The following is a 25,591-nucleotide window of genomic DNA, read 5'->3' on the forward strand; positions in this document are numbered from 1 at the left end:
ATATTTAACTGTAATGCTGTTTTGGTGTTATTTTTTAAATTTATCATTTTTGGGGGTTATAGGTTTTGTATGAAAAACAGCTAAGTTGTTGGTTTTTCATTATTTTTAAATATTTAATACGTTGTTTTTATCTTTTTATTCAATGTTGGTTGGTTTTATATATTATTTTTGTTTTTTTGTGATGTTTAAAAAATAACCTTTTGTATTTTATTGTTTTTTTTGAGTGGTTTTTTATTTTTATATTGGTTGTTTTTGGGGTTTTTATGTGTTTTTGTGAGGTTGTTTTATTTACTTTACGTAGTGATTTGGCTACTGACATCATAAAATGGGTTTAATATTAGAGACAGAGATTTGATTATCTATTGCTATCTTTAAATGATGATTAGTCCGTTTATTGGAGCAGGAGTATGACGGATCAACAATGGCAATGTGTATATAGCGCAGGCAATAGTTTAGAAGCACATAGTTTAAAAGGATTGTTAGAAAACACAGGGATATCAGTACGGTTGACTGGGGAAGCATTGGCCGCGGCAGCAGGAGAGTTACCGATGAGTGTGGTTGAGGTGCAGTTATGGGTGATCGGGTCTCAATGGCAACAAGCGTTAGTGGTGATTGGTAATTATTTACGTAACGATTATCTTGATTGGTATTGTGGTCATTGTGGTGAAGTGAATCAGGGGCAATTTGAATTATGTTGGCATTGTCAGCATGATCGTGAAGAATAATGCGTCAGTGTTTGGAATAAAAGAAATAAAAGCGAGCACCAGTGATGTTGCCCGCTCAATGGATATTACATCATGTGCTTGCGACGAATATCAAGCAGCGCGAAGATACCAAAAATTAAAATTGACCAATGCTCCCAACGCGACATATTGATTTTATCACCAAACGCACCAACGAAAATCAGCATTTGCAAACCGTGCATCATGAATAAAAATGCGGTCATGATATAAAGTGCTATTGCAGAAACCCCAGGGAAAGGGTGGACGATGTTAATAAATAATATCAGCCATACTAAGGCTATCGCTATTTTGGCAGTAATGATCAGTGCTTTCATGGTTCCTCTCTAGCAAATAAACGGTAGCACACTTGGCCTGCGTTTTTTTCGCGATGTAAATGCCAGTGGCTAGGGATTGCCAACTGACCTAATTCCTTTTCTGCTTCAATATAAATCATTGCATGTGGTGTTAACCAGCCATTATTTTCTAACGCTGTGATAACATCCTGAATAAGATCTTTTCTAAACGGTGGATCGATAAAAATAATATCGTGTGGCGTACCTGTTTGTGACAAAAAGCGTAAACTGTCGCCATTTACTACGGTGGCATTGGTCGCTTTTACTGTGTTGAGGTTGATTTCAAGTTGTGCGGCGGCTTTTTTATCAAGCTCAAGCATCGTAACGCTTTCTGCACCACGAGAAAGTGCTTCAAAACTTAAACCACCACTACCAGTAAAGAGGTCAAGGCATTTAGATTGATAAATGTCTTGCGCTAACCAGTTGAAAAGTGTTTCTTTGACACGGTCAGTGGTTGGACGGAGTCCTTCGACATCATGAACGGGTAATTTGCGTCCACGCCATTGTCCGCTGATGATTCTAACGAACCCACCAGGACGATTATTTTGTGTTTTGCGAGTTGTTTGCTGTCTTCGCTGCGTCATAGATTTTTTTGACCGTTAAGAAAATGATAGTATACACCTGTTTTTAGGCCGTAAATTGTACCAATCAAGCGCTAGGATTTGCCAATGGCAGAAAAAAAGAAACGCGGATTATTTTCATGGCTAGGATTTAGCTCTGAAGATAACGACGCACCAAAGGAACAAGCTACTGATCAATCAGTAGTTGATGGCTCGGTTGATAGCCAACAATCAACACATTCCTCTGACGATGAGCCGTTGAAAGCCAGTCATAATCATGAACTTGAGCTAGAAACACCCATCGAATCAGAATTAGTAGCTGAAACGAATGATCGCCAATTGGCTGCAACGTTGCAAGAAAATGATCATCAAAAAGACACCTTAGTAACAGACAGTGTCATTGATGATGAAAATGTAATCGCAGCCAATACCAAAAAACCTTTAGCTGATGAACCTAATGATGATAGTGAGTTATTACTAACATCAGTTGAGGAAACCGCTGAAGAGGTAAGTGGTAGTGAGACAATTACCACGACAGATGATACTGATGTGGCTGTGGTTACCACTGCTGTTGAACAAGAAAAACCAAAATCAGAAGGCTTTTTTAGCCGTTTAATGCGTGGTTTAAAACGCACAAAAACCAACTTTGGTGCTGGTTTCTTTGGTTTGTTCCGTGGTAAACAAATTGATGATGAGTTATTTGAAGAACTAGAAGAGCAATTATTAATTGCTGATGTGGGGATGGATACCACATTAAAGATCATTAATAACCTGACAGATAAAGCGTCTCGTAGTGAATTGCATGATGGTGAAGCATTATACGGTTTATTAAAAGATGAGTTGGGTGAAATGCTGGCAAAGGTTGAGCAACCATTAGTGGTTGATATGACCAAAAAGCCGTATGTTATTTTAATGGTTGGTGTAAATGGTGTCGGTAAAACGACCACCATTGGCAAATTAGCCAAGCAATTTCAAGCGGAAGGCAAATCGGTAATGTTGGCGGCAGGTGATACTTTCCGTGCAGCTGCCGTTGAGCAGTTACAAGTTTGGGGTGAGCGTAATCATGTTCCCGTGATTGCTCAACATACCGGTGCCGATAGTGCGTCAGTGATCTTTGATGCGATTGAATCCGCTAAAGCGAAAAACATTGATGTTGTTATTGCTGATACCGCAGGGCGTTTGCAAAACAAAGGCAACTTAATGGAAGAGTTGCGTAAAATTGTGCGAGTAATGCAGAAGGTTGATATCGAAGCACCGCATGAAATTATGCTGACATTAGATGCTGGTACAGGTCAAAATGCCATTAGTCAGGCCAAATTATTTAGTGAAGTGGCGCCAGTATCGGGGATCACTATTACTAAATTAGATGGTACTGCTAAAGGTGGTGTTATTTTTGCAATTGCTGATCAATTTAATATTCCGATTCGTTATATTGGTATTGGTGAAGGGATTGATGATTTACGACCGTTTGCGGCCGATGAGTTTATAGAAGCGTTATTTAGCAACGAGGAATGATAAAGTGATTCGATTTCAGCAGGTAAGTAAAGCTTATCGTGGTGGTAGGCAAGCCCTACAAAAAGTAGATTTTCACCTTAAACCAGCAGATATGGCTTTTCTAACGGGTCACTCTGGGGCCGGTAAAAGTACCCTGCTGAAGTTAATTTGTGCCCTTGAGCGTCCAAGTGACGGCAAGATCTGGTTCAATGGTCACGACATCACTCGATTGCCAAATAAGCAAATCCCATTTTTGCGCCGCAATATTGGTATTATTTTTCAAGATCATAAGCTTTTAATGGATCGCAGTGTTTTCGATAATATTGCGTTGCCATTACGGGTTGAGCAAATGAATGAACATGATATCAAACGTCGTGTGAGCGCAGCGTTGGATAAAGTTGGATTATTGGATAAGGCGAAATGTTTGCCTATCCAATTATCTGGTGGTGAGCAACAGCGCGTGGGTATTGCGCGTGCTGTTGTTAACAAACCAATGTTACTGTTGGCTGATGAACCAACGGGTAACCTTGATGCAGAATTATCACAACAAGTGTTGCGATTATTTGAAGAATTTAATCGCGTTGGTGTCACCGTATTGATGGCAACGCATGATACCTCATTGCTTGCTAGCCGTGATTATCGTCGTTTAGATCTACATAAAGGTAATTTAAGGGAGCTTGCACATGGCGCGTAAATCTATTGGTTTTTTTGCAATTCATCGCCAACAAGCAAGCTCTGCATTAAAAGACATGTTTCGCCGTCCATTGGGGAATTTTTTAACCCTTGCGGTGTTAGCTGTCGCATTAACCTTGCCATGTACTTTTTATTTAATGGCAAAAAATATTACAGCAGTTGCTGACGCATGGCAAAACCCAAGTCAAATAACTTTGTATTTACAGCATGATACGACTAATGACGATGGTCAGGCTCTGGCTGATAAAATTAAAAACTGGTCACAAGTTAATAGCGTTAAATATATTACTGCCGATCAAGGATTAGAACAGTTCCGCCAAAATGGTGGCTTTGATAAAGCCCTCAGTTTGTTTGACGAGCAAAATAATCCTTTACCCGCGGTAGTGATTGTTGAGCCGAAAAGTGATTGGCAGACAACGGCTAAAGCCAATGAATTAGCTTCAAAATTAGGCCAGCAAAATCACGTTGCAGAAGTGCGTTTAGATCGTGACTGGCTACAGCGCTTAGCCGCTATTCAACAATTAGCGATTGCATTAGCGTTATTAATGTCAGGCTTAATGTTATTTGCAGTGTTCTTAATTGTTGGTAACACGCTGCGTTTACAGGTGCTTAGCCATAAAGATGAAATCCAAGTCATGAAAATGGTGGGTGCAACCAATAGTTATATTCTACGCCCTTATCTGTATGTCGGGGTGTGGTATGGCTTGATTGCCGCATTAATTGCATGGGGGTTAACCCAAGGGGTGAGTTTATTATTAGGTGATGCTGTTGCACAGCTATCTAATTTATATGGCAGTAATTTTAGAATGTTGGGACTTAGTTGGGATGAAAGCTTGATCATGATAATGGTCGCAACCTTCCTTGGTCTGATGGCTGCTCGTTTAGCAGCTGGGCGTCATTTACGTGAAATTAACCCGGTATAAGCGCTGTTGTTAAGGATTTTAAAACAACACGATAAGAAAAAATGATGCTTATAAGCATATATATTTGCGCTACGGCTTGCATTTTAACTATGTTTACAGGCATCATTGTCGGTTCACACAACGTTAGCACATGCTCAATAACCGTTGTGATCGCACAAAAATTACACGAGGTTTTCGAATGTCAAATGAGATGTCGAAATTAGTTCTAGTTTCGGCGGATAGTCTTGAAAGTTATATTCAGACTGTAAACCGTTATCCAATGCTAACGCCTGAGCGTGAGAAGGAGCTTGCTGAAGCTCTACACTATGACGGTGATATTAATGCTGCTAAAGCGTTAGTGATGTCCCATTTACGATTCGTAGTACATATTGCGCGTGGATATTCTGGCTATGGCTTACCTATTGCTGATTTAATTCAAGAAGGCAACATTGGCTTGATGAAGGCGGTTAAACGCTTTAATCCTGAAGTCGGCGTTCGATTAGTGTCGTTTGCGGTACATTGGATCAAAGCTGAGATCCATGAATATGTACTACGTAATTGGCGTATCGTTAAAGTTGCTACCACCAAAGCGCAACGGAAATTATTTTTTAATTTACGTAAATCAAAGAAGCGTTTAGGTTGGTTTAATAATGACGAAGTGAATATGGTCGCTGAACAGCTCGGTGTAGAGCCGGCTGAAGTACGTGAGATGGAATCACGTTTAGCGGCACAAGATCCGACGTTTGAAATGCAAAATGATGACGATGAACGTGACTCAACGCCGATGGCTCCCGCTTATTTCCTTGAAGATAAAGGCTCAGATGTTGCCTTGAGTTATGAAGAAAGTAATTGGGAAAATCATGCCAATAATCGCTTATCACAAGCATTAGCCAGTCTTGATGAACGAAGTCAGCACATTGTTCGTTCGCGCTGGCTTGACGATCAAAAGTCGACGCTACAAGATTTAGCTGATAGTTATGGCGTTTCTGCTGAGCGTATTCGTCAGCTAGAAAAAAATGCCATGAAGAAGCTTAAAGATGCCGTTGGTGATTTTTACTAATAAGTGTCATTAATCGATGCAATAAAAACCGACCTTAGTGTCGGTTTTTTTGTAGCTGTTGATCGCCTTAATTGGCGGTGGATAATCGTGATTTGATCAGCTGCGGTTATCTACCTGATTTTATGTGTTATAGGTCACATTTGTGAATAGTTGTGTGTATGCTTAGCTGACTTATCCACAGCTTATAGTAGGATCCGATCTACATATAGTGGATCTTTTTATAGCAAACCACATTATCAACGCAATCCACAGATTTTTCCACAGGTGGTTACTTTGTGTGCGGTTGGTAATTATAATCAGCAATAACCCCTTGTTGGTATTGAACTGTTATTGTTGTTACGGATGGTTATTATGTGGATAAAACCTTATTTTTTGGTGGGAGATACCGCAGTTAAGCTGAGGTACAATAGTCATTAACTGCCGTTTTGAGCAGATCAATTGTCAGGATCGTGTGTTGTCGATCTCATTTCGATAGCATCGATCGTGATCATAAATAGCATTTCAGCCATTGCTATTCACGATATTGTCACTCTAAAAAGGAAGACCCATGGAACAGTTTCAACATATTTCAGTACAAGATGCCCTGCAATTATTACAACAACCACAAGCCGTATTGGTTGATATTCGCGATCCCCAGTCTTATGCACTAGCGCATGCTCAAGCAGCCTTTCACCTTACTAACGATACAATGGTAACATTGATGGATGAAGTTGATTTTGAACAACCATTGTTAGTGATGTGCTATCACGGTGTCAGCAGTCAAGGCGCCGCGCAATATTTAGCTAATCAGGGTTATGAGCAGGTGTATAGCATTGATGGTGGTTTTGAAGCTTGGCGTCGTGAAGCCTTACCTATGGTACAAGCTTAGTTAAGTTTGCCATTGATAAAATAAGAATAAATTGGCATATGTTACGTGTATTTAAGTTACACGTTGCCGTTTTTACTACTTATTTATGTCCTATCCATTAGAGTGATAACTATGCATCGCTTAGCTGAATTTTATAACCCTCGTCATGCGCAAGCATTTATTGATTATATGGCTTCGCGAGGTATTGAACTGACTTTAGCGCCAGAGCCTGAAGGGAAGTTCGCACTATGGTTATCTGATAGCCAATATCTGATAGAAGCCGAAGCTGAATTAAAGGCATTTATTGCTAATCCCAATGATAGTAAATATCAAGAAGCATCATGGCAAGTTGCAGAAAGCCGTACTGCAAAATTTGATTATTCCAGCCCTAGTTTAGTGTCGATGGTCAAAGCGCAAGCGGGTCCATTTACCTTGTTGGTGATGGTGGCATCACTGGTTATTTACGGATTGTGGTTATTAGGGTTTGAATCACTGTTATTTAATTGGTTCCATTTCCCATTTATGAATGGTGATCAATGGCAGCTGTGGCGTTATTTTAGTCATGCCTTGCTCCATTTCTCAGCGCTGCATGTGATTTTTAACTGTTTGTGGTGGTGGCTTTTAGGTGGGCAGATTGAACGCCATAGTGGTTCTGCAAAACTCGTCCAGTTATTTTTGATCTCATCATTGATTTCAGGTTTTGGTCAATTCTGGTTGGATGGACCTAATTTTGGTGGCTTATCTGGAGTCGTTTATGCCTTATTAGGTTATATCTGGTGGATGGGTTGGCTTGCACCACAGCGTGGGTTAGTGATTGCTCGCTCTTACGTGGTATTTATGTTGGTGTGGCTTGTTATTGGTTTTGCTGAACCGGCTGGGATTGCAATTGCCAATATGGCTCATCTAATGGGACTATTAACTGGCTGTGCGATTGCTTTCGTGGATGCTAAATTACTGCGTTCTAAACACTAGCTTTGTGCTTGTTTCCCCTGCAACTACCACGGTGATGTTAAGCCTACTAATATCACTGTGGTAGTGATTATTATATTGATATTAACTAAAGCTGTTGATTATTTGATAGTGAGTCCAATGTTGATATAAACCCGCGTTATTTTCATATCTATTCATATTTATCTGTCTGTCTTTGACTGTTTTCACATTTTTAATCAACCATTCGCGCAATAATTCGTGTTGTTTTGATCGATATCGAAAATAAAACGATTGTTTGTAGGTTAAATCCAAAAACAATCCCCATAAGATGCCAGCAACGTATTGATATACGTCAACGGCACACGCTGCCCTACAGTAGTGAGATAACAGAAAGGAACATCTATGTTTGGTTTATTTACCCCCGTAGCGCATAAACAGCGCTTGCCTGATGGCAGTATTGATCCGGTCTATAAGCGGTTACGGTGGCAATTGTTTGTTGGTATTTTTTTTGGTTATGCCGGTTACTATTTAGTGCGTAAAAACTTTTCGCTAGCAATGCCCTATTTGATTGAAGAATATGGCTATAGTCGCGGTGAATTAGGGGTTGCGTTAGCGGCAGTATCAATTGCTTATGGCTTATCTAAATTTTTAATGGGGAATGTATCGGATCGATCCAATCCTCGCTTCTTTTTAGCCTCAGGATTGATATTGTCATCAATAGTGATGCTGTGCTTTGGTTTTATGCCATGGGCGACAGGCAGCATTACAGCGATGTTTGTGCTGTTATTTTTAAATGGCTGGTTTCAAGGGATGGGATGGCCAGCGTGTGGGCGAACCATGGTTCACTGGTGGTCACATAAAGAAAGAGGTGGATTGGTTTCGGTATGGAATGTGGCCCATAACGTTGGTGGCGGTTTAATTGGTCCATTATTTATATTTGGTTTATGGGCGTTTAATGATGATTGGCGTTCTGCTTTCTATGTTCCGGCTTTCTTTGCGCTGCTGGTGGCTGGGTTTACCATCTTAGTGATGCGTGACACTCCGCAATCTTGTGGTTTACCACCGATTGAAGAATACAAAGATGATTATCCTGAAAGTTATGATAAGTCGTTTGAACAAGAGATGACGGCGAAAGAAATTTTCTTTAAATATATTTTTAATAATAAATTATTGTGGTTCATTGCGATTGCGAACGCGTTTGTTTATTTGATTCGCTATGGTGTTTTAGATTGGGCTCCCGTGTATTTAGGCGAAGCTAAAGGTTTTACCGTAGATAAATCATCATGGGCCTATTTCCTTTATGAGTGGGCAGGGATCCCGGGCACATTATTATGTGGTTGGATATCCGATAAGCTGTTTAAAGGTCGTCGTGCGCCTGCCGGAATTTTATTTATGGCCCTAGTGACCGTTGCGGTATTGGTCTACTGGTTGAATCCTCCGGGTAATCCAAGTGTCGATATGATGGCATTGGTTGCGATTGGTTTCCTTATTTATGGCCCAGTAATGTTAATTGGTTTGTATGCGTTAGAACTGGCACCTAAAAAGGCCGCAGGAACCGCCGCTGGATTAACCGGGCTATTTGGTTATTTAGGGGGGGCGGTTGCTGCAAACGCATTGCTTGGTTATACCGTTGATCATTTTGGTTGGGATGGTGGCTTTATTGTTCTAACGGCCTCGTGTGTGCTTGCTATTTTCTTCTTTATTATCACTATGATTGGTGAAAAGAAGGCCTATAAACAGCAACAACTTGAGTTACAACAGCAAAATGGGTGATTAAATTTGGCTTCTTAGTTGAGCTGTAGGTAATATAAAAAGGCTTCGCATTGGCGAAGCCTTGTTTTTATTACCTTTCATTGCTGAATATGGCAGGTATAGATAGGAGCTTTCTCAGCCGTGAAGCAAAGTAAACGTCATCAAGAAATTATTGATTTAGTTATGAGTCAGGGATACGTCAGTACGGATGATCTTGTGGCACGTTTTAATGTAAGCCCACAAACTATTCGTCGTGATCTTAATGAATTGGCTGATGAAAATAAAATTCGCCGTCATCATGGTGGTGCAACGGTTCCTTCCAGTTCAGTGAATACTGCTTATACCACCCGTCAGGTATTACAATTAGAGCAAAAAGATCGTATTGCTCAAGCATTGGTGAGTCATATTCCAGATGGCGCAACCTTATTCATTGATATTGGTACCACTCCAGAAGCAGTGGCTCGCGCGTTAATGAATCATAAGGATTTACGGATTGTCACCAATAACTTGAATGTCGCCAGTTTATTGATGGCGAAGGAAGACTTTCGCGTTATTTTAGCCGGCGGTGAGGTGCGTAATCGTGATGGTGGTATTGTCGGTGAAGCAACTCTCGATTTTGTGTCACAATTTCGGTTAGATTTTGGCATTCTAGGTATCAGTGGTATTGATCTTGATGGTTCATTATTAGATTTTGATTACCATGAAGTTCGCGTTAAGCAAGCGATCATTGAAAATAGTCGCTGTGTGATGTTAGGTGTTGATCATACTAAATTTGGTCGTAATGCGATGGTGAATTTAGGCGATATTAGCCAAGTTAATATGCTGTTTACTGACCAACTTCCTCCTGTCAGCCTTGTTGAACGGTTGCAGGAAAATGAGATCCATTTTGAAGTTGTGGTGTAAACGCTTACCGCGATAAATAAAGACTGCACTAACGGGCTTCTATTAAAGAAGCCCGTTTTTTTTGCCCAAATAGCGATAAACATCAAATTTGCGCTAATGATCAAACTTATGTCACAACAATATTAACTAAGGCTGGATTAGATCAATATATACGCTATTATCAAATTAATTACTTTCGAACGAACATTTATAGTTCGTTTTGTTATGTTTGATTGAATGGGTGTGAATATTATGACAGTAGCATTAAGCGGCCTCGAAAATAGTCAAACGTTAGATTTAATAGTGATTGGTGGCGGCATTAATGGTACTGGCATTGCTGCTGATGCCGCAGGTCGCGGGTTGAGTGTCGGTCTTTATGAAGCCGATGATTTTGCTTCTGCGACCTCATCAGCAAGCTCTAAGTTAATTCATGGTGGCTTACGTTACCTTGAGCATTATGAATTTCGATTAGTAGCAGAAGCCTTAGCTGAGCGGGAAGTGCTACTTAAAAAAGCGCCCCATATTGCCAAACCAATGCGTTTTCGACTGCCACATCAACCGCATTTACGTCCCGCATGGATGATTCGTGCTGGATTATTCTTATATGATCACCTAGGAAAACGCACCACTCTCCCTGCCAGTAAAGGGTTATCATTTGGTGTTGAATCAGTATTAGTACCCTCGATTAAACAAGGTTTTGAATACTCTGATTGCTGGGTTGATGATGCGCGACTGGTGATTTTAAATGCGATGGAAGCTGACCAAAAAGGCGCTGAAGTACGCAATCGCTGTCGAGTAGAACAAGCCGTTCGAGAAGGGGATTTGTGGTGTGTCACCATTAAAGATCAGTTGTCGGGTGAGGTTTTTCAACGTTATGCGCATGGGTTGGTGAATGCGACCGGACCTTGGGTGAAATCGTTTTATGATCACAGCACTGATTTGATTTCGCCACGTAATATTCGGTTAATTAAAGGCTCCCATATTGTGGTGCCACGAGTGCATGATCAACCACAAGCGTATATTCTTCAAAATGAAGATAACCGGATTGTGTTTGTGATTCCATACTTGGATCGCTTCTCGGTGATAGGTACCACCGATGTTGAATACCATGGTGATCCACGTGATGTCGCTATTGATGATCAAGAAATTGATTATTTACTTAAGGTGTATAACAACCATTTTGTGCACCAATGCCAGCGAGAAGATGTGGTATGGAGTTGGAGTGGCGTTCGACCATTGTGTGATGATGAATCCGATTCCCCACAAGCGGTGACACGTGATTATACCTTAGAGTTAGAGCAGCAAGCAGATGAAGCGCCTTTACTGTCGGTTTTTGGTGGTAAGCTCACTACTTATCGAAAATTGGCAGAATCAGCGTTAGCTAAGTTAGCGCCATTTTATTCTCAAATAGGCCCATCTTGGACTAAAGACAGTTATTTGCCAGGGGGCAGTGCTAATTTTGATGGTGATAAATTAGCCGCACAGTTGCAGCAACAGTACCCATGGTTAACGACGTTTACTTGTCAGCGCATCGCACATAATTATGGTATTCGAGCAGAGACGTTATTTGCTGGAATCACCACTGAAGCTGAAATGGGACAACATTTCGGTGAAGGGGTTTATCAGTGTGAGCTGGATTATTTAATGGCGTATGAGTTTGTACAAACCGCAACTGATGCGCTATGGCGTCGAAGTAAATTAGGTTTGTATTTAACGCCATTACAACAACAATTGATTGGTGATTATATTACTGAGCACCAACCACAAGCAGTGATCGCCGCCGCATAGCCATTATTATAGAAAACGGCTATAAAAAAAAGCGCCTTTGGGCGCTTTTTTTATGGGTAATTATTGGTATAAGTATCGAGTAAATAACAATTCATTAACGGAAGAGTGACCCGTTTCAGCGACTAATAATTGGTTAATTTTTTGTTTGCTTAACTGACGAATTTTTTCACGTCCAGCTAAGGATTTTATTTGTTGTTCCGGTTGTTGGTTAATAATGCTGATAATGCTATCGCGAATCAGTGGCGCATGGTGTTCAATGTTAGCCCGTTGATTATTGTCGGTGAGCATTAAGTCAACTTGGAGTCGAATATACCCGAGACGAGTACCATTAATAACATAATTAGTTATGATATCAGGTGTTAAGGTGTAATAAGTAATACCTGACTGAGCCGACTCAGTTGCGGGCTGTTTTGCATAAGTGATTGGCGAAAGGAATGTTATCGCCATCAAGAAACTTACTACAAAAACAGTTTTTTTCATCATGATACTCATGCAGTTAGGGACATTTAGACGCAACAAGGTGTAATCTACTAGCGTTAACGATATTCGAAGTCGTTACCTCTTGCTACAATAGCAGATCAATATGGTAATAAATTAACCGCTTTCTACCAAGTGTTTTGATCACGTGTTTGTTAATTTTGTAGTATAAAAAATGTCGGAATTCAAGCAGTTGTACAGTCCCCTGATTCAAAGTGCTAAATGGTACTCGGTGCAATCATGGGCATTAGAACAAACATCACATGGAGCCTGGTTGCTAGAATCGGCATCATTGTCACGTCGATTGGCACAATATTGTCAACATTTTACAGTGACGGTGTTAGCGCAGACAATGATCAGCAACAGCCATCTGTCAGTAATGGAACGGCAGCTTATCGGTGACAGTGATTGTTTAGAACGAGAAGTTATGCTTTATGGTGATCAACAACCATGGGTATTTGCGCGAACGTTGATCCCAATGACAACCTTAAGTGGTGCAGAGCAAGACCTTGTCGATTTAGGCAATATACCGTTAGGTTATCGTGTTTTTAATGATAGAAATTCACGCCGTGACGCTTTGGAAGTCGCCAATCTTGGCACTCAACAGCAGCCTCGATGGGCACGACGTTCGCGATTATGGATCAATGAAAAGCCAATGCTGGTGGCGGAGCTATTCTTAACCGAATCGCCAGTATATGCTAAGGAAAAAGGATGTTAGAAATAACCAAGGCCAGAGCTTTTTGGCAGTTAGCCCGTTTTGATCGCCCAATTGGCAGTTTATTGTTGTTATGGCCAACCTTGTGGGCGTTATTTTTAGCTGGGGATGGTTTTCCTAAATTAGATGTATTAGTGGTGTTTGTGCTGGGGGTGGTGTTTATGCGCGCCGCGGGTTGCGTGATCAATGATTTTGCAGATCGCAATGTTGATGGCCATGTAAAGCGTACCGCTAATCGTCCAATGCCATCAGGGAAAGTCTCTGAACGTGAAGCGTTAGGGTTATTTATTTTATTGGTGTTAGTGTCGTTTTTATTAGTACTCACCATGAATAACCTTACCATTATGTTGTCGGTAGTCGCTGTAATACTGGCTGCGGCTTATCCATTTATGAAGCGTTATACTCATTTACCACAATTGGTATTAGGGGCGGCATTTGGGTGGTCAATTCCGATGGCATACGCTGCTCAATCGGGTGCGTTACCTGCCGTGGCATGGTTATTATTTGCAGCCAATATTTTATGGACCATTGCTTACGATACGCTGTATGCGATGGTTGATCGTGATGATGACCTCAAGGTTGGAATTAAATCCACCGCGATTCTTTTTGGTCGGTTTGATAAATTAATTGTGGGTTTATTACAGTTAGCAACGATCATGTTATTGATTGCTATCGGTGGTATTTTACAATTAAATCAAGGTTATTATTGGGCATTGTTATTAGCTTCAGCTTTGTTTGTTTATCAACAAATGCTGATTCAAGGCCGCCAACGTGAACAATGTTTTAAAGCATTTTTAAATAATAATTACGTCGGAATGGTGATATTTATCGGTATTAGCCTGAGTGTATTATGGCAATAAGCGATCAATAGCCATGATCTTGGAGCATAAAAAAAGCGCCGTTAGGCGCTTTTTTTATGGCGAACCGTTAGTCGTTGGTTGGTTCTTCATCTGGCTGCATCACAGCTTGAATGGTTAATTTCACTTCAGGTGAAACTAATGACGTCAATAAATCTGCCAGTTTCTCTACCGGTTGTGTCACAGCATGACACTCATCATTAAGGTAGCCTTCATTACGTAACGTTTTGACTAATGTACTAAATACGCCTTTATCGAAAAACTCAGGAGCATTAATACCATGTAAGCGACTTAAACGCTGAGCAAGCACTTGGCTCTGTTGTTCTAAATCGGTTTTTGGTAATTGCGGATCAGCGTTGAGTAGCGTCAGTGCAATGGCGTAACGTTGTAAGGTTTCAGTAATGGTACGAGCTAGCAGTTGTAATGGCCCAATTCGAGCATTATTAATCGCAATGCTGTCACCATTAAGTAGTAATAATCGCTGGCGAACAAGCTCTGCGATTAGACGATCAATTTCTAGCGTTAATTGCTCTGCATCAAAACGTAAGAACAATTCAGCTTTTAAGAACGGATACAATAATTCAACTTTTTGATGGATTTCAGCTCGGGTTAAGCATTGTTGTTGTATCACCATATGAGCAATTAGTGACGGTAGCGCAAACAAGTGAATAATGTTGTTGCGATAGTAAGTCATTAAGATTGATTGCTCACGATCCAGTGAGATAATTTCACCGAGTACGTCACGCTCAACCAAGAATTTATCCATGGTAATCGCATGATCAACTAATTGAGTGGCATTATCTTTTGGCGTAGTGCAATGACTTGAGTACGGTGCATTACGTAGCAGTTCAAGATAACATTCAATTTGCTGCTCTAATGAACTACGGCTTAATGCTCGTTGGCGAGATGACAACAGTGCTAGCGCACATAATGTTAGCGCGTTAGTGGCGGCTGCATCATTAATATGGGTCATCATCTTAACCGCTAAATCATTCACCACTGGTGATAGCCAGTTTGGACGCTGCGGCTCTATTGGATTGATATCTTGGTGCCAGTCAGGCACGTTATCATTTAAATATTGATTGAGTGATAACGGCTCACCAAAGTTGACGTAGCCTTTACCAAAATTACGTAATTTACGTAGAGTACGCAGTACTTGGCCGACATTTTCTTTTTCTTTGCGTTTGCCTTGTAGCTCTTTGGCATACGTACCCACTTCCATTACGTGCTCGTAACCAATATAAACCGGTACCAAGGTCACAGGGCGATTTAAGCCGCGTAACATCGCTTGAATGGTCATTGATAACATGCCTGTTTTAGCGGGAAGTAAACGCCCAGTACGAGAACGGCCGCCTTCACTGAAATACTCAACCGAGTAACCTTTAGCAAATAACTGAGCTAAATATTCGCGGAAAACCGTCGAATAAAGGCGATCACCTTTAAAACTACGGCGAATAAAGAATGCACCACCTCGACGGAAAATAGGTCCGGCAGGGAAGAAGTTAAGGTTTATACCAGCGGCAATATGCGGTGGTACTAATCCTTCTTGGTACAGTACATAAGACAGTAACAAGTAATCCATATGGCTACGGTGGCAAGGGACATAAACAATTTCATGACCATCTTGTGCTAACCGACGAATTCGCTGCGCATTGGTGATGTTAAGCCCTTGATAAAGCTTATTCCATAGCCAACCTAAGAAACGTTCACCATTTTTAATTAATGGGTAAGAAAAATCAGCCGCAATTTCTTCCATCATCGCAATCGCTTCACGACGTACTTTTTCAACGGGTACTTGACGGCTTAATGCTTCTTCTTGTACTACCTTATCAATCGCTTTTGATGCTAATAAACGTTTGAAAAGTTGTTTACGATCTGGCAATCGAGGGCCTGATGTTGCGAGTAATTGACGTGAAAAGTGAATTTTTGCCACGCGCGCTAATTTTTGTGCAATCGCATCATCAGTACCGTGGTTATCTGCCATATAGCGAAGAGACACTGGTGTGCTTAGACGGACAACACAATCACGACCATGACCGACAATTGCCCAGGTTTTTTTAGGACCATTAAGAGGACGTAAAATAGGTTTGTTTTTTGATTCTTTACCTGGAGCACGACCCCATAAAATAGACGCTGGAATTAATTGAATATTTAATTCACTGTCTTGTTTATGTAATTCCAATAGCTCACTAAAAAGTGTAATTGAATTTTGTGGTAAGCCGGTTTTATTACCAAACACACTTGGATTTTCGGCAACACAAACGAAGCGTGGAAATGATTGGCCATTAATTTCTAATAGCGATAATGGGTCTGGTAAGCCTGATGCAAGTGCACTGCTACGTAGAGTTAATAGATCAGTATTAGAACGGTACGGCAATATATAGACGATTGGGCGTGCTAAATCGAGTTCTAGGTCAGCAACTGGATCAGATGGAATCGAATGAGGTTTTACCAACAAAGAAAGTGGCAATTTTAATAATTGTTGATAGATTTTCTGCCCGCTTGACATAGATATAATTAGCCTCTGAATCTTAATGCGCCGCACAATAGCAGAAAAATGCAGCTTTCATGCAGGAGATATGCGGTAAATAAACGTTAAAATACCACTTTTTTAACTAAGTCATGGTTTATTTTTGTGACAACTTTTGGATTAAAAATCGATCTGGCATGACCAGTTAAGTAAAGATGATTGATTCTGTTAGAATTATTGCCACAAATAATAGCATTATATTTTTTCAATCCAAGTGACTGAATGGCTTTGAATTCCTACTCAAATTGCTGTTTTCGTAAACAATTGGCTTTTATTGTCTTTGAACACTGGATATACTCACAGCAACTGTATAAAAAGACAGGTGACTCATGAAGCCGTTAACGCCGCGACAACAACAAGTCTTTGATTTAATCAAAGCAAAGATTGATGACTGTGGAATGCCACCAACACGTGCTGAAATTGCACGTGAACTTGGTTTCCGTTCTGCTAATGCAGCAGAAGAACATTTAAAAGCCTTAGCTCGTAAAGGTGTATTAGAAATTATTCCCGGCGCATCACGCGGGATCCGCTTATTAATTGCGGATGATGTTGCCGATGAAAAAGGGTTACCTTTAATTGGCCGTGTGGCTGCAGGTGAACCTATTTTAGCGCAAGAGCATGTTGAAGCGCATTATGAGGTTGATCCAAGCTTGTTTAAACCTCGCGCCGATTTCTTATTGCGTGTGAATGGTATGAGCATGAAAAACATCGGCATTATGGACGGTGATTTACTCGCTGTACATAAAACGCAAGATGTACATAATGGCCAAGTTGTTGTTGCTCGTGTGGATGACGAAGTGACGGTTAAACGACTGGATAAGCAGGGCTCAAAAGTATTACTTCATGCTGAAAATGAAGAATTTTCGCCGATTAAGGTTGATTTAGAGCATCAAAACTTAACCATTGAAGGTATTGCTGTTGGCGTGATCCGTAACGCTGATTGGATGTAACTATCCGCTAACGACAGATTGAGTCAACACCAAATAGCGTAGCGCATAAGCTGCGCTTTTTTTTTGCTTCGTAAAATGATTTTTGGCGATTATGTCTCGAATATCATTGGCTTATCTACTAATTTGTTAGTAATTATTTGTGGTGATTTTTTGCGCTATTGCTGTTTAGTGCCTAAGTTAAACATAGAGGAATGTTATTTTAGCTTTGCTGCGGGTGAATAAAAGTGTCGCTGCATGTGCTGTGGAAGGTGGAATGTCGCCGACAAAGGAGGTCAGGACGATGGTGCGTAAACTGATCGGTAGTAGTGGATTAATTGTATTTTCATCCCCATTGCTGGGTGAAACAATGCAACTTAATATGACGCGGGGTGTTACCGCAATAAGCCAAGATGTGTTTGGTTTACATATGACGATTCTTTATATCTGTATTGCTATCGGTGTGGTGGTATTTGGGGCCATGTTTTGGTCTATTTTCCACCATCGAAAATCAAAAGGTGCTGTTGCTGCCTCTTTTCATGAAAGTACCAAAGTTGAAATTATTTGGACGCTGATCCCCTTTATCATCTTAATTGCGATGGCTATTCCCGCTACGAAAACCTTACTTGCAATGGAAGACCCCTCTAAATCTGATCTCACTATTCAAGTGACAGGCTCGCAATGGAAATGGCATTACCGCTATTTTGATCAAGACGTTGAGTTTTATTCTCACCTCGCGACCAGTGCTGCTCAAATTGATAACCAACGCCCGAAAAGAGCCAATTATCTGTTAGAAGTTGACTATCCATTAGTGGTACCGATTAACAAAAAAATCCGTTTTTTAGTGACGTCACAAGATGTTATCCATTCTTGGTGGGTACCTGCGTTTGCCGTTAAAAAAGATGCTAATCCGGGGTTTATTAATGAAGCATGGACACGCATTGATGAACCGGGCATTTATCGAGGTCAGTGTGCGGAGTTGTGTGGTAAAGATCATGGTTTTATGCCAATTGTGGTGATTGCAAAAACACAGCCAGAGTACGACCAATGGCTGCAACAAACCCAAGCGAGTCAACGTCAAGCACGTGAGCAAGAACAGCGGTTATTAGATATGACCATGCCGATAGATGAATTAATGGTTTTGGGTGAAAAAACCTATAACAACCGTTGTGCGATGTGTCATCAAGCCAATGGTGAAGGGATTCCGGGGGCTTTTCCTGCATTAGCGGCTGAAGGGGTATCGATTGATCCGCAGCAGCGTATTGAACATATCAAAATTGTGGTGCATGGCAGTACGGGGACGGCGATGCAAGCTTTTGGCCCGCAATTAAGCCTTAAAGAATTAGCGGCCGTGATTACCTATGAACGTAATGCTTGGGGAAATAATACCGGAGAAACCGTGCAAGCCGCCGATGTTCAAGCAATTAAAAATGGACTGTAGTGATAAGGAATGACCAGCATGACGGATATATCGCCTCACCAACCTAGCGTTGATCACCATGAACATCATCCGCCAAAGGGAATTAAACGGTGGATCTTTACCACTAACCATAAAGACATTGGTTCGTTGTATTTGCTGTTTAGTTTGTCGATGTTTTTTATTGGCGGAGCGATGGCGATGGTTATTCGTGCTGAGTTATTTCAGCCCGGATTACAATTAGTTGAGCCTAACTTTTTTAATCAAATGACCACCGTTCATGGTTTGATTATGGTATTTGGTGCGGTGATGCCAGCCTTTACTGGTTTAGCTAATTGGATGATTCCATTAATGATTGGTGCGCCAGATATGGCATTGCCACGGATGAATAATTGGAGTTTTTGGATCCTACCGTTTGCCTTTAGTTTGTTGTTGGCATCATTATTTATGGAAGGCGGCGGCCCGAATTTTGGCTGGACATTTTATGCACCGTTATCAACCACCTATAGCCCTGCGAGTACTGGATTGTTTGTGTTTGCGATTCATATTATGGGTATCAGTTCGATCATGGGGGCGATTAATGTGGTGGTCACCATTATCAATATGCGCGCTCCGGGCATGACTTACATGAAAATGCCGTTGTTTGTGTGGACATGGTTAATCACCGCTTTTTTATTGATAGCAGTAATGCCGGTGTTAGCGGGTGCGGTAACCATGGTATTAACCGATAAATATTTTGGTACCAGTTTTTTTGATGCCGCGGGTGGTGGCGATCCGGTGATGTTTCAACACATCTTTTGGTTTTTTGGTCACCCTGAAGTTTATATTATGATTTTGCCGAGTTTCGGTATTATTTCGGCCATTATCCCTGCATTTTCGCGTAAAAAACTCTTTGGTTATAGCTCCATGGTGTATGCCACCGCTTCGATTGCTGGACTGAGTTTTCTGGTGTGGGCACACCATATGTTTACCACTGGTATGCCTGTTGCGGCAGAGCTGTTTTTTATGTACTGCACCATGCTGATCTCTGTGCCTACGGGGGTGAAAGTGTTTAACTGGGTAGCCACTATGTGGCGCGGCTCATTGACCTTTGAAGTGCCGATGCTATTTGCGATTGCGTTTATTGTGTTGTTTACCATTGGTGGCTTTTCGGGATTGATGTTAGCTATTACGCCGGCTGATTTTCAATACCATGATACCTATTTTGTGGTGGCTCACTTTCATTATGTATTGGTGTCTGGGGCTATTTTTTCGATTATGGCAGCAGCGTATTACTGGCTCCCTAAATGGACCGGGCATATGTTCAATGAACGCCTAGCTCAATGGCATTTTTGGTGCTCATTAATTTCAGTCAATATTTTATTTTTCCCAATGCATTTTCTGGGATTAGCGGGAATGCCTCGGCGAATCCCTGACTATGCGTTGCAGTTTGCTGATATCAATGCGGTGGTCAGTATTGGTGGGTTTTTATTTGGCTTATCGCAGCTGTTATTTGTTGCAGTGGTGGTGAAGTGTATTCGCGGAGGAGAAAAAGCAGCATCAAAACCGTGGGAAGGTGCTGAAGGGTTGGAATGGACCGTTCCTTCTCCGGCGCCGTATCACACCTTTTCAACGCCACCTAAAATTGATTAACGGAGGCTGATATGGAATCGCAATCGAAACGCTCTGTTATTGCATTGGTGTTTGCAGCAATAGCCATGTTTGGATTTGCGTTTGCGTTAGTGCCGTTATATGACGTCTTTTGCGATATCACAGGAATTAATGGCAAAACAGCAACCACACCAACCAAGGTTAGCGACAATGTTGATCGTAGTCGAACCGTGACGGTTGAGTTTGTTGCTTATATTAATCCAAATGTGAAGTGGCAATTTACACCACAAGTGACGCAAGTTGATGTTCACCCAGGGGAAACAAAAATCATTAAATATGATGCTAAAAATCTCAATTCACAGCCGTCAATTGGACAAGCTGTACCCTCGGTAACTCCCGGCATTGCGGCGAAATATTTTAATAAAATTGAATGTTTCTGTTTTAACCATCAGCCACTAGCTGCGGGTGAACAAGCGCAATTACCGTTGGTGTTCTATGTCGATCCTGATTTACCGCGCGATATTACGGTGCTGACATTAGCCTATACGCTTTATGACGTGACCCCTGACGTGCAACCCCTTCCTCAATTGACTGAGCAAGAGAATGAGGTGAAAAATGTCGAATTCTTATAATGACTCCGAGCAGCCAGCGGTAGTAAATCCTGATGAATATTATGTTCCTGAAGCGAGTGGGTGGCCTATTTTAGGCGCTGTAGCATTATTTTTAATTGCTTTAGGTGCAGGCGCAACTGTGGGGGATTTATTAGCAGGACAAGGCCCCTGGATTTTATTAACTGGGGTTGGACTGCTTTTGCTGATGTTGATTGGCTGGTTTCGAGATGTTATTACGGAATCGATGGGAGGCTTGTATAGTACTCAAATGGATCGCTCGTTTCGACAAGGCATGAGTTGGTTTATTTTTTCTGAAGTGATGTTTTTTGGTGCGTTTTTTGGGGCGTTATTTTATCTACGAATGATTGCTGTGCCATGGCTTGGCGGCGCCAGTAATAATGCAATGACCAATATGGTGTTGTGGCCTGATTTTATTGCCGATTGGCCGTTAGTGTTAACGCCAGATGGTACTGAAACGCAAGCTATGGGGCCGATTGGATTACCGTTGTATAATACGATTATTCTGCTTACCTCATCAATAACCCTCCATGTTGCTCATCTTGCATTAGAAAATAATCAACGGCGTCGATTAAGTCTGTTTTTATTAGTCACAGTACTACTTGGTGGCGTGTTTGTTTATCTACAAGCGGTGGAATATATCCATGCTTATCATGAGTTAAATCTACGTTTAGAAAGTGGTGTTTACGGCAATACTTTCTTTATGCTCACTGGCTTTCATGGTGTGCATGTCACCTTAGGTGCCATCTTATTATTTATAGTGTGGTGTCGAGTATTAAAAGGCCATTTTACCCCTAAGCATCATTTCGCTTTTCAGGCTGGGGCTTGGTATTGGCATTTTGTTGATGTGGTGTGGTTATGCTTGTTTGTGTTTGTTTATATTTTATAACCGCGACTGATTAAATAAATGATTACAGGATAATAGGTTATAGCGTGTATGGGCTTGGGTTTGGTTGAATAACTCCGGTCATTAAAGCGATAACTACCAGTCCAAATAATATCACTGCAATCAGTAATCGACGCCCAAGGTAATGCGATAACGGACGTGATGATTGGCCTTTAATGATGGCTGGTAATGCACAAAATAAGCACATTACCATCAATAGTAATAATATGATAAATAACAATTTAATCAGCATTTAATGTGCTCCTTTGTGGTTGTTTTAAGCATAGCGGGTTTTAACGGTTAGCGATAATAAGGAGAGGTAATGTTGCGAACTGTCGCTTTTATTGTTTTTTCTATTGCAGTGGTAAGTTTGCTACTCAAACTTAGCTGGTGGCAATTGAGTCGTGCCGATGAAAAAAAACAGCTGCAATCACAAATTCGAGATCGCCAACACAGCATGATTGTTGATTTAGTTCAGCTACCTGCTGAGCCGTTATGGCACAGCGTGACACTGGAAGGTGAATTTGATAATCAACATCCTATTTTGTTGGATAACCAACTTTATCGTGGTCGTTCGGGGTATCACCTCTATTTACCATTTATCAGTCAACAACAACGAATATTAGTTAATGTTGGTTGGATTGCTGCACCACCATACCGTGAAATATTACCGATATTGCCCCAATTTAAAGGGCGTACAGTGATTCATGGCGTGATTGCTCCGGCTCAGAAACTGTTGCAATTTAAACCTGACTCTACTCAACAGCAATGGCCACTGCGTGTGCAAAATATTGAATTAGAATGGCTTTCTCAACGATTGCAACAGCCGTTATTACCCTGGGTTATTCAAATATCAGCTTCAAGTCCAACCGCTCTTATTCAAACATGGCAACCTGTCGTGATGGGGCCTAAGAAACATTATGGTTATGCGATACAGTGGTTTCTACTCGCGATTGTTGTCGGTGTTATTTCTTTATTATGGTTACGCAGGGAGCGCGAAGAATGAAAAAATATCAATTATTATTAGTGATTGCCTTAGTGTTTGCACTACCGATTATTATTGCAAAAGTGATATTACAGCAGCAATGGTATCAAGGTGGGGCGATGAATCGAGGCCAGCTGCTACACCCAACAATGACGATAACTGCATTTTCAAAACCACAAACATGGCAACTGATTTATTGGTTACCATCTGCCTGTGACGAACGCTGCCAAGGGGCATTATTTAATTTACGTCAAGTGCCGCAAGCCGCTGGCGCTGATAATGGGCGGCTACAAAGTGTGGTTCTTGTTGCTGATCAACAACCGTCATCTCATGCCTTATTACAGGGATTAGAACAGCACCCAGTGAATGCCGCATTACGGCAGCAATTAGCCCAATTAGAATATGGTTTAACCTCGATTTATATTGCTGATCCGCACGGTAATCTGTTAATGGCATATCCCTTAGTTGCCGGCGAAGTGGCTATCTTAAAGCAGGGTAAAGATGTATTACGTGACTTAAAAAGGCTGCTAAAAGTCTCAAAAATTGGCTAAGTCATTGCGGTTATTATGGAGGATAACAAATGATTACCACCAACAATAATGATCGATACTTCTTTTATCTCGTTAGTTTTAGTTTTGTTTTATCACTAGCCGTGGTGGCATTAGGTGCGTTTACTCGCTTAACGGAAGCAGGTCTTGGTTGTCCTGATTGGCCTGGTTGCTACGGTTTTTTAACTGTACCTCAAACGGTTGCTGAACAGCAAATGGCCGCTGACTATTTCCCTCAAACACCACTTGAACCTCAAAAAGCTTGGAATGAAATGCTACATCGCTATATCGCAGGTAGTTTAGGTGTGTTTATTTTAGCTATCAATCTTATGGCGTGGCGACAATCATCCCGACCTAAATTATTGCCAGTGTTGTTGCTATTAATGGTTATCTTTCAAGCCGTATTAGGTATGTGGACAGTGACCTTAGTGCTTATGCCTGTGGTGGTAATGGCACACTTATTAGGGGGCTTTACCATTGTTTGCTTACTGTGGTTATTACGGTTACAGCTATCTTCACCTCTCGTTAATATGGTTCATATTGAATTAAAAACAGTCTCTAGGCTGCGAATAGTAGCAATATTCAGTGTAGTGGTGGTCGTTTGCCAAATAGCGCTAGGGGGCTGGACTGCCGCTAACTATGCAGCCTTAGTGTGTAGTCAATTACCTATTTGTGAAGCTAATTGGCAGCAGTTATTTGATAGTAAAGCTTTTTTATTAATACAGCCACAGCATGATAGTTATCAATATGGGGTGCTTGATTACGGACAGCGAGTTTCCATTCATGTGGTACATCGCCTTGGTGCGATAGTAACAACTGTGGTGGTATTAGCGATGGCGTGGTTATGTTGGTTACAGCCCGCATTACGAAGTAATAGTTTGGTTTTGGTGTTGTTGCTGACACTACAAATTGCATTAGGCGTGACCAATGTTGTTGCCAGTTTGCCTATTGCTGTTGCGGTCGCACATAACATTACTGGGTTGGGGTTATTAGTGGCGATGGTAACGGTTAACTATCGAGTAAGGCGTTGTTCGCAATCATCACTCTGCATAGAACAACCGTTAAGGGAGGATCAATCTCATGGATAAATTACAATGGCTTGAGCGTGGTAATACATTATCAGCACCAACGGCAATCTGGCGTGATTATCTCACCATGACTAAGCCTAAAGTAGTGGCAATGTTATTGTTAACAGCCTTAGTCGGTATGTGTCTTGCTGTACCTACGGTGCCAACGATAGAGGTGGTGATATTAGGGTTAGCAGGGATCGGTTTGCAATCAGCCGCCGCTGCTGTGTTTAATCATGTGCTTGATCGTCGCTTTGATGCTCAAATGGCACGTACTTATCATCGTCCATTAGCTAAAGGACGCATAGCAACCTCAAAAGCGGTGTTGTTTGCATGTGTATTAATGGTCTCGGGGTTTATTATATTGTGGCAGCTTAACCCCTTAACCGCATGGCTGACGATGGCAAGTTTAGTTGGTTATGCGGTGATTTATACTGTGTGGTTAAAGCATGCAACTCCGCAAAATATTGTGATTGGCGGTTTAGCCGGAGCGGCACCACCATTACTGGGTTGGACTGCCGTGACGGGAAGTTTGAATCCCCACGCGTTATTATTAGTAATGTTAGTGTTTGCGTGGACGCCGCCCCATTTTTGGGCATTGGCGATCCATCGGCGTGATGATTATGCTAAAGCTGGCATTCCAATGTTGCCGGTGACACATGGCATTGCATACACAAAAACCATGGTGTTGTTTTATACCTTGTTATTGTTTGCCGTTGGATTATTACCGTGGTTAACCGCCATGAGTGGCTATGTTTATCTTATCGGTAGTAGTGTCTTGAACCTTGGCTTTATTGGGTATGCGATTAAACTTAAATTCTTTGATAGTACTGGTCACGCTTGGGCGACATTTAAGTATTCAATCTGGCATTTATTAACATTGTTTGTAGTGTTATTGGTTGATCATTGGTGGTTAAACTGGGGAGTAAAATACTAGTAATGTGAGCAGTTGCTCTGTTGTTACTAGGATCAGACTGTTGT

26 protein-coding genes are annotated in these 25,591 nt (G+C 41.3%); 21 read left to right on the plus strand and 5 right to left on the minus strand.

Annotated elements, in window-relative coordinates:
• The first annotated feature begins 407 nt into the window (after positions 1–407).
• Entirely contained in the window at positions 408–725 is a 318-nt protein-coding gene (locus C9I86_RS06805) for a putative signal transducing protein (protein ID WP_080159243.1), read from the plus strand.
• Positions 726–790: 65 nt separating this feature from the next.
• Here the strand turns inward: C9I86_RS06805 and C9I86_RS06810 are convergent, their stop codons facing one another.
• On the minus strand, positions 791–1,057 hold the full coding sequence (locus C9I86_RS06810) for a DUF1145 domain-containing protein (RefSeq protein WP_036789251.1): 267 nt from the start codon (positions 1,055–1,057) through the stop codon (positions 791–793).
• Positions 1,054–1,659, minus strand: a complete 606-nt coding sequence (rsmD, locus tag C9I86_RS06815) for a 16S rRNA (guanine(966)-N(2))-methyltransferase RsmD (protein WP_080159242.1) — start codon at positions 1,657–1,659, stop codon at positions 1,054–1,056. The genes C9I86_RS06810 and rsmD overlap by 4 nt, the downstream gene beginning before the upstream one ends.
• A gap of 84 nt (positions 1,660–1,743) precedes the next feature.
• Here rsmD and ftsY point away from each other — a divergent pair, with 84 nt between their 5' ends.
• The 9 genes from ftsY (at position 1,744) to glpD (ending at position 11,983) form a co-directional block, all read left to right on the plus strand.
• Complete coding sequence (gene ftsY / locus C9I86_RS06820; protein WP_080159241.1) at positions 1,744–3,150, plus strand: signal recognition particle-docking protein FtsY; 1,407 nt, start codon at positions 1,744–1,746, stop codon at positions 3,148–3,150.
• Between the two features lie 4 nt (positions 3,151–3,154).
• Positions 3,155–3,823 (plus strand): cell division ATP-binding protein FtsE, encoded by a 669-nt coding sequence (gene ftsE, locus C9I86_RS06825; protein WP_080159240.1) that lies wholly within the window; start codon positions 3,155–3,157, stop codon positions 3,821–3,823.
• Positions 3,813–4,745, plus strand: a complete 933-nt coding sequence (gene ftsX, locus C9I86_RS06830; protein WP_080159239.1) for a permease-like cell division protein FtsX — start codon at positions 3,813–3,815, stop codon at positions 4,743–4,745. The genes ftsE and ftsX overlap by 11 nt, the downstream gene beginning before the upstream one ends.
• 178 nt (positions 4,746–4,923) lie before the next feature.
• Positions 4,924–5,784 carry an RNA polymerase sigma factor RpoH gene (rpoH, locus tag C9I86_RS06835; RefSeq protein WP_080159238.1) on the plus strand — a complete coding sequence of 287 codons (861 nt, stop codon included), beginning with the start codon at positions 4,924–4,926 and terminating at the stop codon, positions 5,782–5,784.
• Positions 5,785–6,331: 547 nt separating this feature from the next.
• Positions 6,332–6,652, plus strand: coding sequence for a thiosulfate sulfurtransferase GlpE (gene glpE / locus C9I86_RS06840; protein ID WP_080159237.1), 321 nt, complete (start codon positions 6,332–6,334; stop codon positions 6,650–6,652).
• Between the two features lie 111 nt (positions 6,653–6,763).
• Entirely contained in the window at positions 6,764–7,603 is an 840-nt protein-coding gene (gene glpG, locus C9I86_RS06845; RefSeq protein WP_080159236.1) for a rhomboid family intramembrane serine protease GlpG, read from the plus strand.
• A 360-nt stretch (positions 7,604–7,963) separates the two neighbouring features.
• A complete protein-coding gene (gene glpT / locus C9I86_RS06850) occupies positions 7,964–9,334 on the plus strand; it encodes a glycerol-3-phosphate transporter (RefSeq protein WP_080159235.1) in 1,371 nt (456 codons plus the stop codon).
• A 120-nt stretch (positions 9,335–9,454) separates the two neighbouring features.
• Complete coding sequence (locus C9I86_RS06855; RefSeq protein ID WP_080159234.1) at positions 9,455–10,216, plus strand: DeoR/GlpR family transcriptional regulator; 762 nt, start codon at positions 9,455–9,457, stop codon at positions 10,214–10,216.
• A gap of 231 nt (positions 10,217–10,447) precedes the next feature.
• The gene (glpD, locus tag C9I86_RS06860) at positions 10,448–11,983 is read left to right on the plus strand and encodes a glycerol-3-phosphate dehydrogenase (protein WP_107276052.1); all 1,536 of its coding nucleotides are present in this window, start codon (positions 10,448–10,450) and stop codon (positions 11,981–11,983) included.
• A gap of 60 nt (positions 11,984–12,043) precedes the next feature.
• Here glpD and C9I86_RS06865 read toward each other — a convergent pair whose 3' ends face one another.
• Entirely contained in the window at positions 12,044–12,466 is a 423-nt protein-coding gene (locus tag C9I86_RS06865; protein ID WP_107275993.1) for a flagellar basal body-associated FliL family protein, read from the minus strand.
• Positions 12,467–12,635: 169 nt separating this feature from the next.
• On the opposite strand from C9I86_RS06865, the gene C9I86_RS06870 reads away from it, so the two are divergent.
• Together C9I86_RS06870 and ubiA are read left to right on the plus strand one after the other, a co-directional pair.
• Entirely contained in the window at positions 12,636–13,178 is a 543-nt protein-coding gene (locus tag C9I86_RS06870; RefSeq protein ID WP_107275994.1) for a chorismate lyase, read from the plus strand.
• Entirely contained in the window at positions 13,172–14,035 is an 864-nt protein-coding gene (gene ubiA, locus C9I86_RS06875; RefSeq protein ID WP_080159230.1) for a 4-hydroxybenzoate octaprenyltransferase, read from the plus strand. The genes C9I86_RS06870 and ubiA overlap by 7 nt, the downstream gene beginning before the upstream one ends.
• Before the next feature lie 67 nt (positions 14,036–14,102).
• On the opposite strand, the gene plsB is transcribed toward ubiA, so the two are convergent.
• On the minus strand, positions 14,103–16,541 hold the full coding sequence (gene plsB, locus C9I86_RS06880; RefSeq protein WP_107275995.1) for a glycerol-3-phosphate 1-O-acyltransferase PlsB: 2,439 nt from the start codon (positions 16,539–16,541) through the stop codon (positions 14,103–14,105).
• A gap of 350 nt (positions 16,542–16,891) precedes the next feature.
• On the opposite strand from plsB, the gene lexA reads away from it, so the two are divergent.
• From lexA to C9I86_RS06905, 5 genes are all read left to right on the plus strand, one after another.
• Complete coding sequence (gene lexA / locus C9I86_RS06885; RefSeq protein ID WP_080159228.1) at positions 16,892–17,512, plus strand: transcriptional repressor LexA; 621 nt, start codon at positions 16,892–16,894, stop codon at positions 17,510–17,512.
• Positions 17,513–17,792: 280 nt separating this feature from the next.
• Positions 17,793–18,929, plus strand: coding sequence for a cytochrome c oxidase subunit II (gene coxB, locus C9I86_RS06890; protein ID WP_107275996.1), 1,137 nt, complete (start codon positions 17,793–17,795; stop codon positions 18,927–18,929).
• Between the two features lie 18 nt (positions 18,930–18,947).
• Positions 18,948–20,537, plus strand: coding sequence for a cytochrome c oxidase subunit I (gene ctaD / locus C9I86_RS06895; RefSeq protein ID WP_080159226.1), 1,590 nt, complete (start codon positions 18,948–18,950; stop codon positions 20,535–20,537).
• Positions 20,538–20,548: 11 nt separating this feature from the next.
• Positions 20,549–21,127, plus strand: a complete 579-nt coding sequence (locus tag C9I86_RS06900) for a cytochrome c oxidase assembly protein (protein WP_080159225.1) — start codon at positions 20,549–20,551, stop codon at positions 21,125–21,127.
• The gene (locus C9I86_RS06905; RefSeq protein ID WP_080159224.1) at positions 21,111–22,013 is read left to right on the plus strand and encodes a cytochrome c oxidase subunit 3; all 903 of its coding nucleotides are present in this window, start codon (positions 21,111–21,113) and stop codon (positions 22,011–22,013) included. Before C9I86_RS06900 ends, C9I86_RS06905 begins: the two co-directional genes overlap by 17 nt.
• Positions 22,014–22,050: 37 nt before the next feature.
• Here C9I86_RS06905 and C9I86_RS06910 read toward each other — a convergent pair whose 3' ends face one another.
• Positions 22,051–22,263, minus strand: a complete 213-nt coding sequence (locus C9I86_RS06910; protein ID WP_107275997.1) for a DUF2909 family protein — start codon at positions 22,261–22,263, stop codon at positions 22,051–22,053.
• Positions 22,264–22,332: 69 nt separating this feature from the next.
• Between C9I86_RS06910 and C9I86_RS06915 the strand changes: the two genes are divergently transcribed.
• The 4 genes from C9I86_RS06915 to cyoE are packed head-to-tail and all read left to right on the plus strand — an operon-like array spanning position 22,333 to position 25,547.
• On the plus strand, positions 22,333–23,016 hold the full coding sequence (locus C9I86_RS06915) for an SURF1 family protein (RefSeq protein ID WP_241956857.1): 684 nt from the start codon (positions 22,333–22,335) through the stop codon (positions 23,014–23,016).
• Positions 23,013–23,546 carry a cytochrome oxidase gene (locus tag C9I86_RS06920; RefSeq protein ID WP_080159222.1) on the plus strand — a complete coding sequence of 178 codons (534 nt, stop codon included), beginning with the start codon at positions 23,013–23,015 and terminating at the stop codon, positions 23,544–23,546. Before C9I86_RS06915 ends, C9I86_RS06920 begins: the two co-directional genes overlap by 4 nt.
• 29 nt (positions 23,547–23,575) lie before the next feature.
• Positions 23,576–24,631 (plus strand): heme A synthase, encoded by a 1,056-nt coding sequence (locus C9I86_RS06925; RefSeq protein WP_107275998.1) that lies wholly within the window; start codon positions 23,576–23,578, stop codon positions 24,629–24,631.
• Positions 24,624–25,547, plus strand: coding sequence for a heme o synthase (gene cyoE / locus C9I86_RS06930; protein ID WP_080159220.1), 924 nt, complete (start codon positions 24,624–24,626; stop codon positions 25,545–25,547). The genes C9I86_RS06925 and cyoE overlap by 8 nt, the downstream gene beginning before the upstream one ends.
• Positions 25,548–25,591 lie beyond the last annotated feature (44 nt).

The sequence above is a fragment of the Photobacterium sp. NCIMB 13483 genome, from assembly GCF_003025475.1.
In the GTDB taxonomy this organism is placed as follows: Bacteria; Pseudomonadota; Gammaproteobacteria; order Enterobacterales; family Vibrionaceae; genus Photobacterium; species Photobacterium piscicola.

Bases quoted from the DNA above. Each gene is read 5' to 3' on its own strand.
- C9I86_RS06925 (WP_107275998.1), top strand. From the start codon at position 23,576: ATGATTACCACCAACAATAATGATCGATACTTCTTTTATCTCGTTAGT.
- ftsX (WP_080159239.1), top strand. From the start codon at position 3,813: ATGGCGCGTAAATCTATTGGTTTTTTTGCAATTCATCGCCAACAAGCA.
- rpoH (WP_080159238.1), top strand. From the start codon at position 4,924: ATGTCAAATGAGATGTCGAAATTAGTTCTAGTTTCGGCGGATAGTCTT.
- glpE (WP_080159237.1), top strand. From the start codon at position 6,332: ATGGAACAGTTTCAACATATTTCAGTACAAGATGCCCTGCAATTATTA.
- glpG (WP_080159236.1), top strand. From the start codon at position 6,764: ATGCATCGCTTAGCTGAATTTTATAACCCTCGTCATGCGCAAGCATTT.
- C9I86_RS06865 (WP_107275993.1), bottom strand. From the start codon at position 12,466: ATGATGAAAAAAACTGTTTTTGTAGTAAGTTTCTTGATGGCGATAACA.
- C9I86_RS06910 (WP_107275997.1), bottom strand. From the start codon at position 22,263: ATGCTGATTAAATTGTTATTTATCATATTATTACTATTGATGGTAATG.
- glpT (WP_080159235.1), top strand. From the start codon at position 7,964: ATGTTTGGTTTATTTACCCCCGTAGCGCATAAACAGCGCTTGCCTGAT.
- C9I86_RS06900 (WP_080159225.1), top strand. From the start codon at position 20,549: ATGGAATCGCAATCGAAACGCTCTGTTATTGCATTGGTGTTTGCAGCA.
- lexA (WP_080159228.1), top strand. From the start codon at position 16,892: ATGAAGCCGTTAACGCCGCGACAACAACAAGTCTTTGATTTAATCAAA.
- plsB (WP_107275995.1), bottom strand. From the start codon at position 16,541: ATGTCAAGCGGGCAGAAAATCTATCAACAATTATTAAAATTGCCACTT.
- C9I86_RS06870 (WP_107275994.1), top strand. From the start codon at position 12,636: ATGTCGGAATTCAAGCAGTTGTACAGTCCCCTGATTCAAAGTGCTAAA.
- ctaD (WP_080159226.1), top strand. From the start codon at position 18,948: ATGACGGATATATCGCCTCACCAACCTAGCGTTGATCACCATGAACAT.
- C9I86_RS06905 (WP_080159224.1), top strand. From the start codon at position 21,111: ATGTCGAATTCTTATAATGACTCCGAGCAGCCAGCGGTAGTAAATCCT.
- ubiA (WP_080159230.1), top strand. From the start codon at position 13,172: ATGTTAGAAATAACCAAGGCCAGAGCTTTTTGGCAGTTAGCCCGTTTT.
- C9I86_RS06805 (WP_080159243.1), top strand. From the start codon at position 408: ATGACGGATCAACAATGGCAATGTGTATATAGCGCAGGCAATAGTTTA.
- rsmD (WP_080159242.1), bottom strand. From the start codon at position 1,659: ATGACGCAGCGAAGACAGCAAACAACTCGCAAAACACAAAATAATCGT.
- ftsY (WP_080159241.1), top strand. From the start codon at position 1,744: ATGGCAGAAAAAAAGAAACGCGGATTATTTTCATGGCTAGGATTTAGC.
- cyoE (WP_080159220.1), top strand. From the start codon at position 24,624: ATGGATAAATTACAATGGCTTGAGCGTGGTAATACATTATCAGCACCA.
- C9I86_RS06920 (WP_080159222.1), top strand. From the start codon at position 23,013: ATGAAAAAATATCAATTATTATTAGTGATTGCCTTAGTGTTTGCACTA.
- coxB (WP_107275996.1), top strand. From the start codon at position 17,793: ATGGTGCGTAAACTGATCGGTAGTAGTGGATTAATTGTATTTTCATCC.
- glpD (WP_107276052.1), top strand. From the start codon at position 10,448: ATGACAGTAGCATTAAGCGGCCTCGAAAATAGTCAAACGTTAGATTTA.
- C9I86_RS06810 (WP_036789251.1), bottom strand. From the start codon at position 1,057: ATGAAAGCACTGATCATTACTGCCAAAATAGCGATAGCCTTAGTATGG.
- C9I86_RS06915 (WP_241956857.1), top strand. From the start codon at position 22,333: ATGTTGCGAACTGTCGCTTTTATTGTTTTTTCTATTGCAGTGGTAAGT.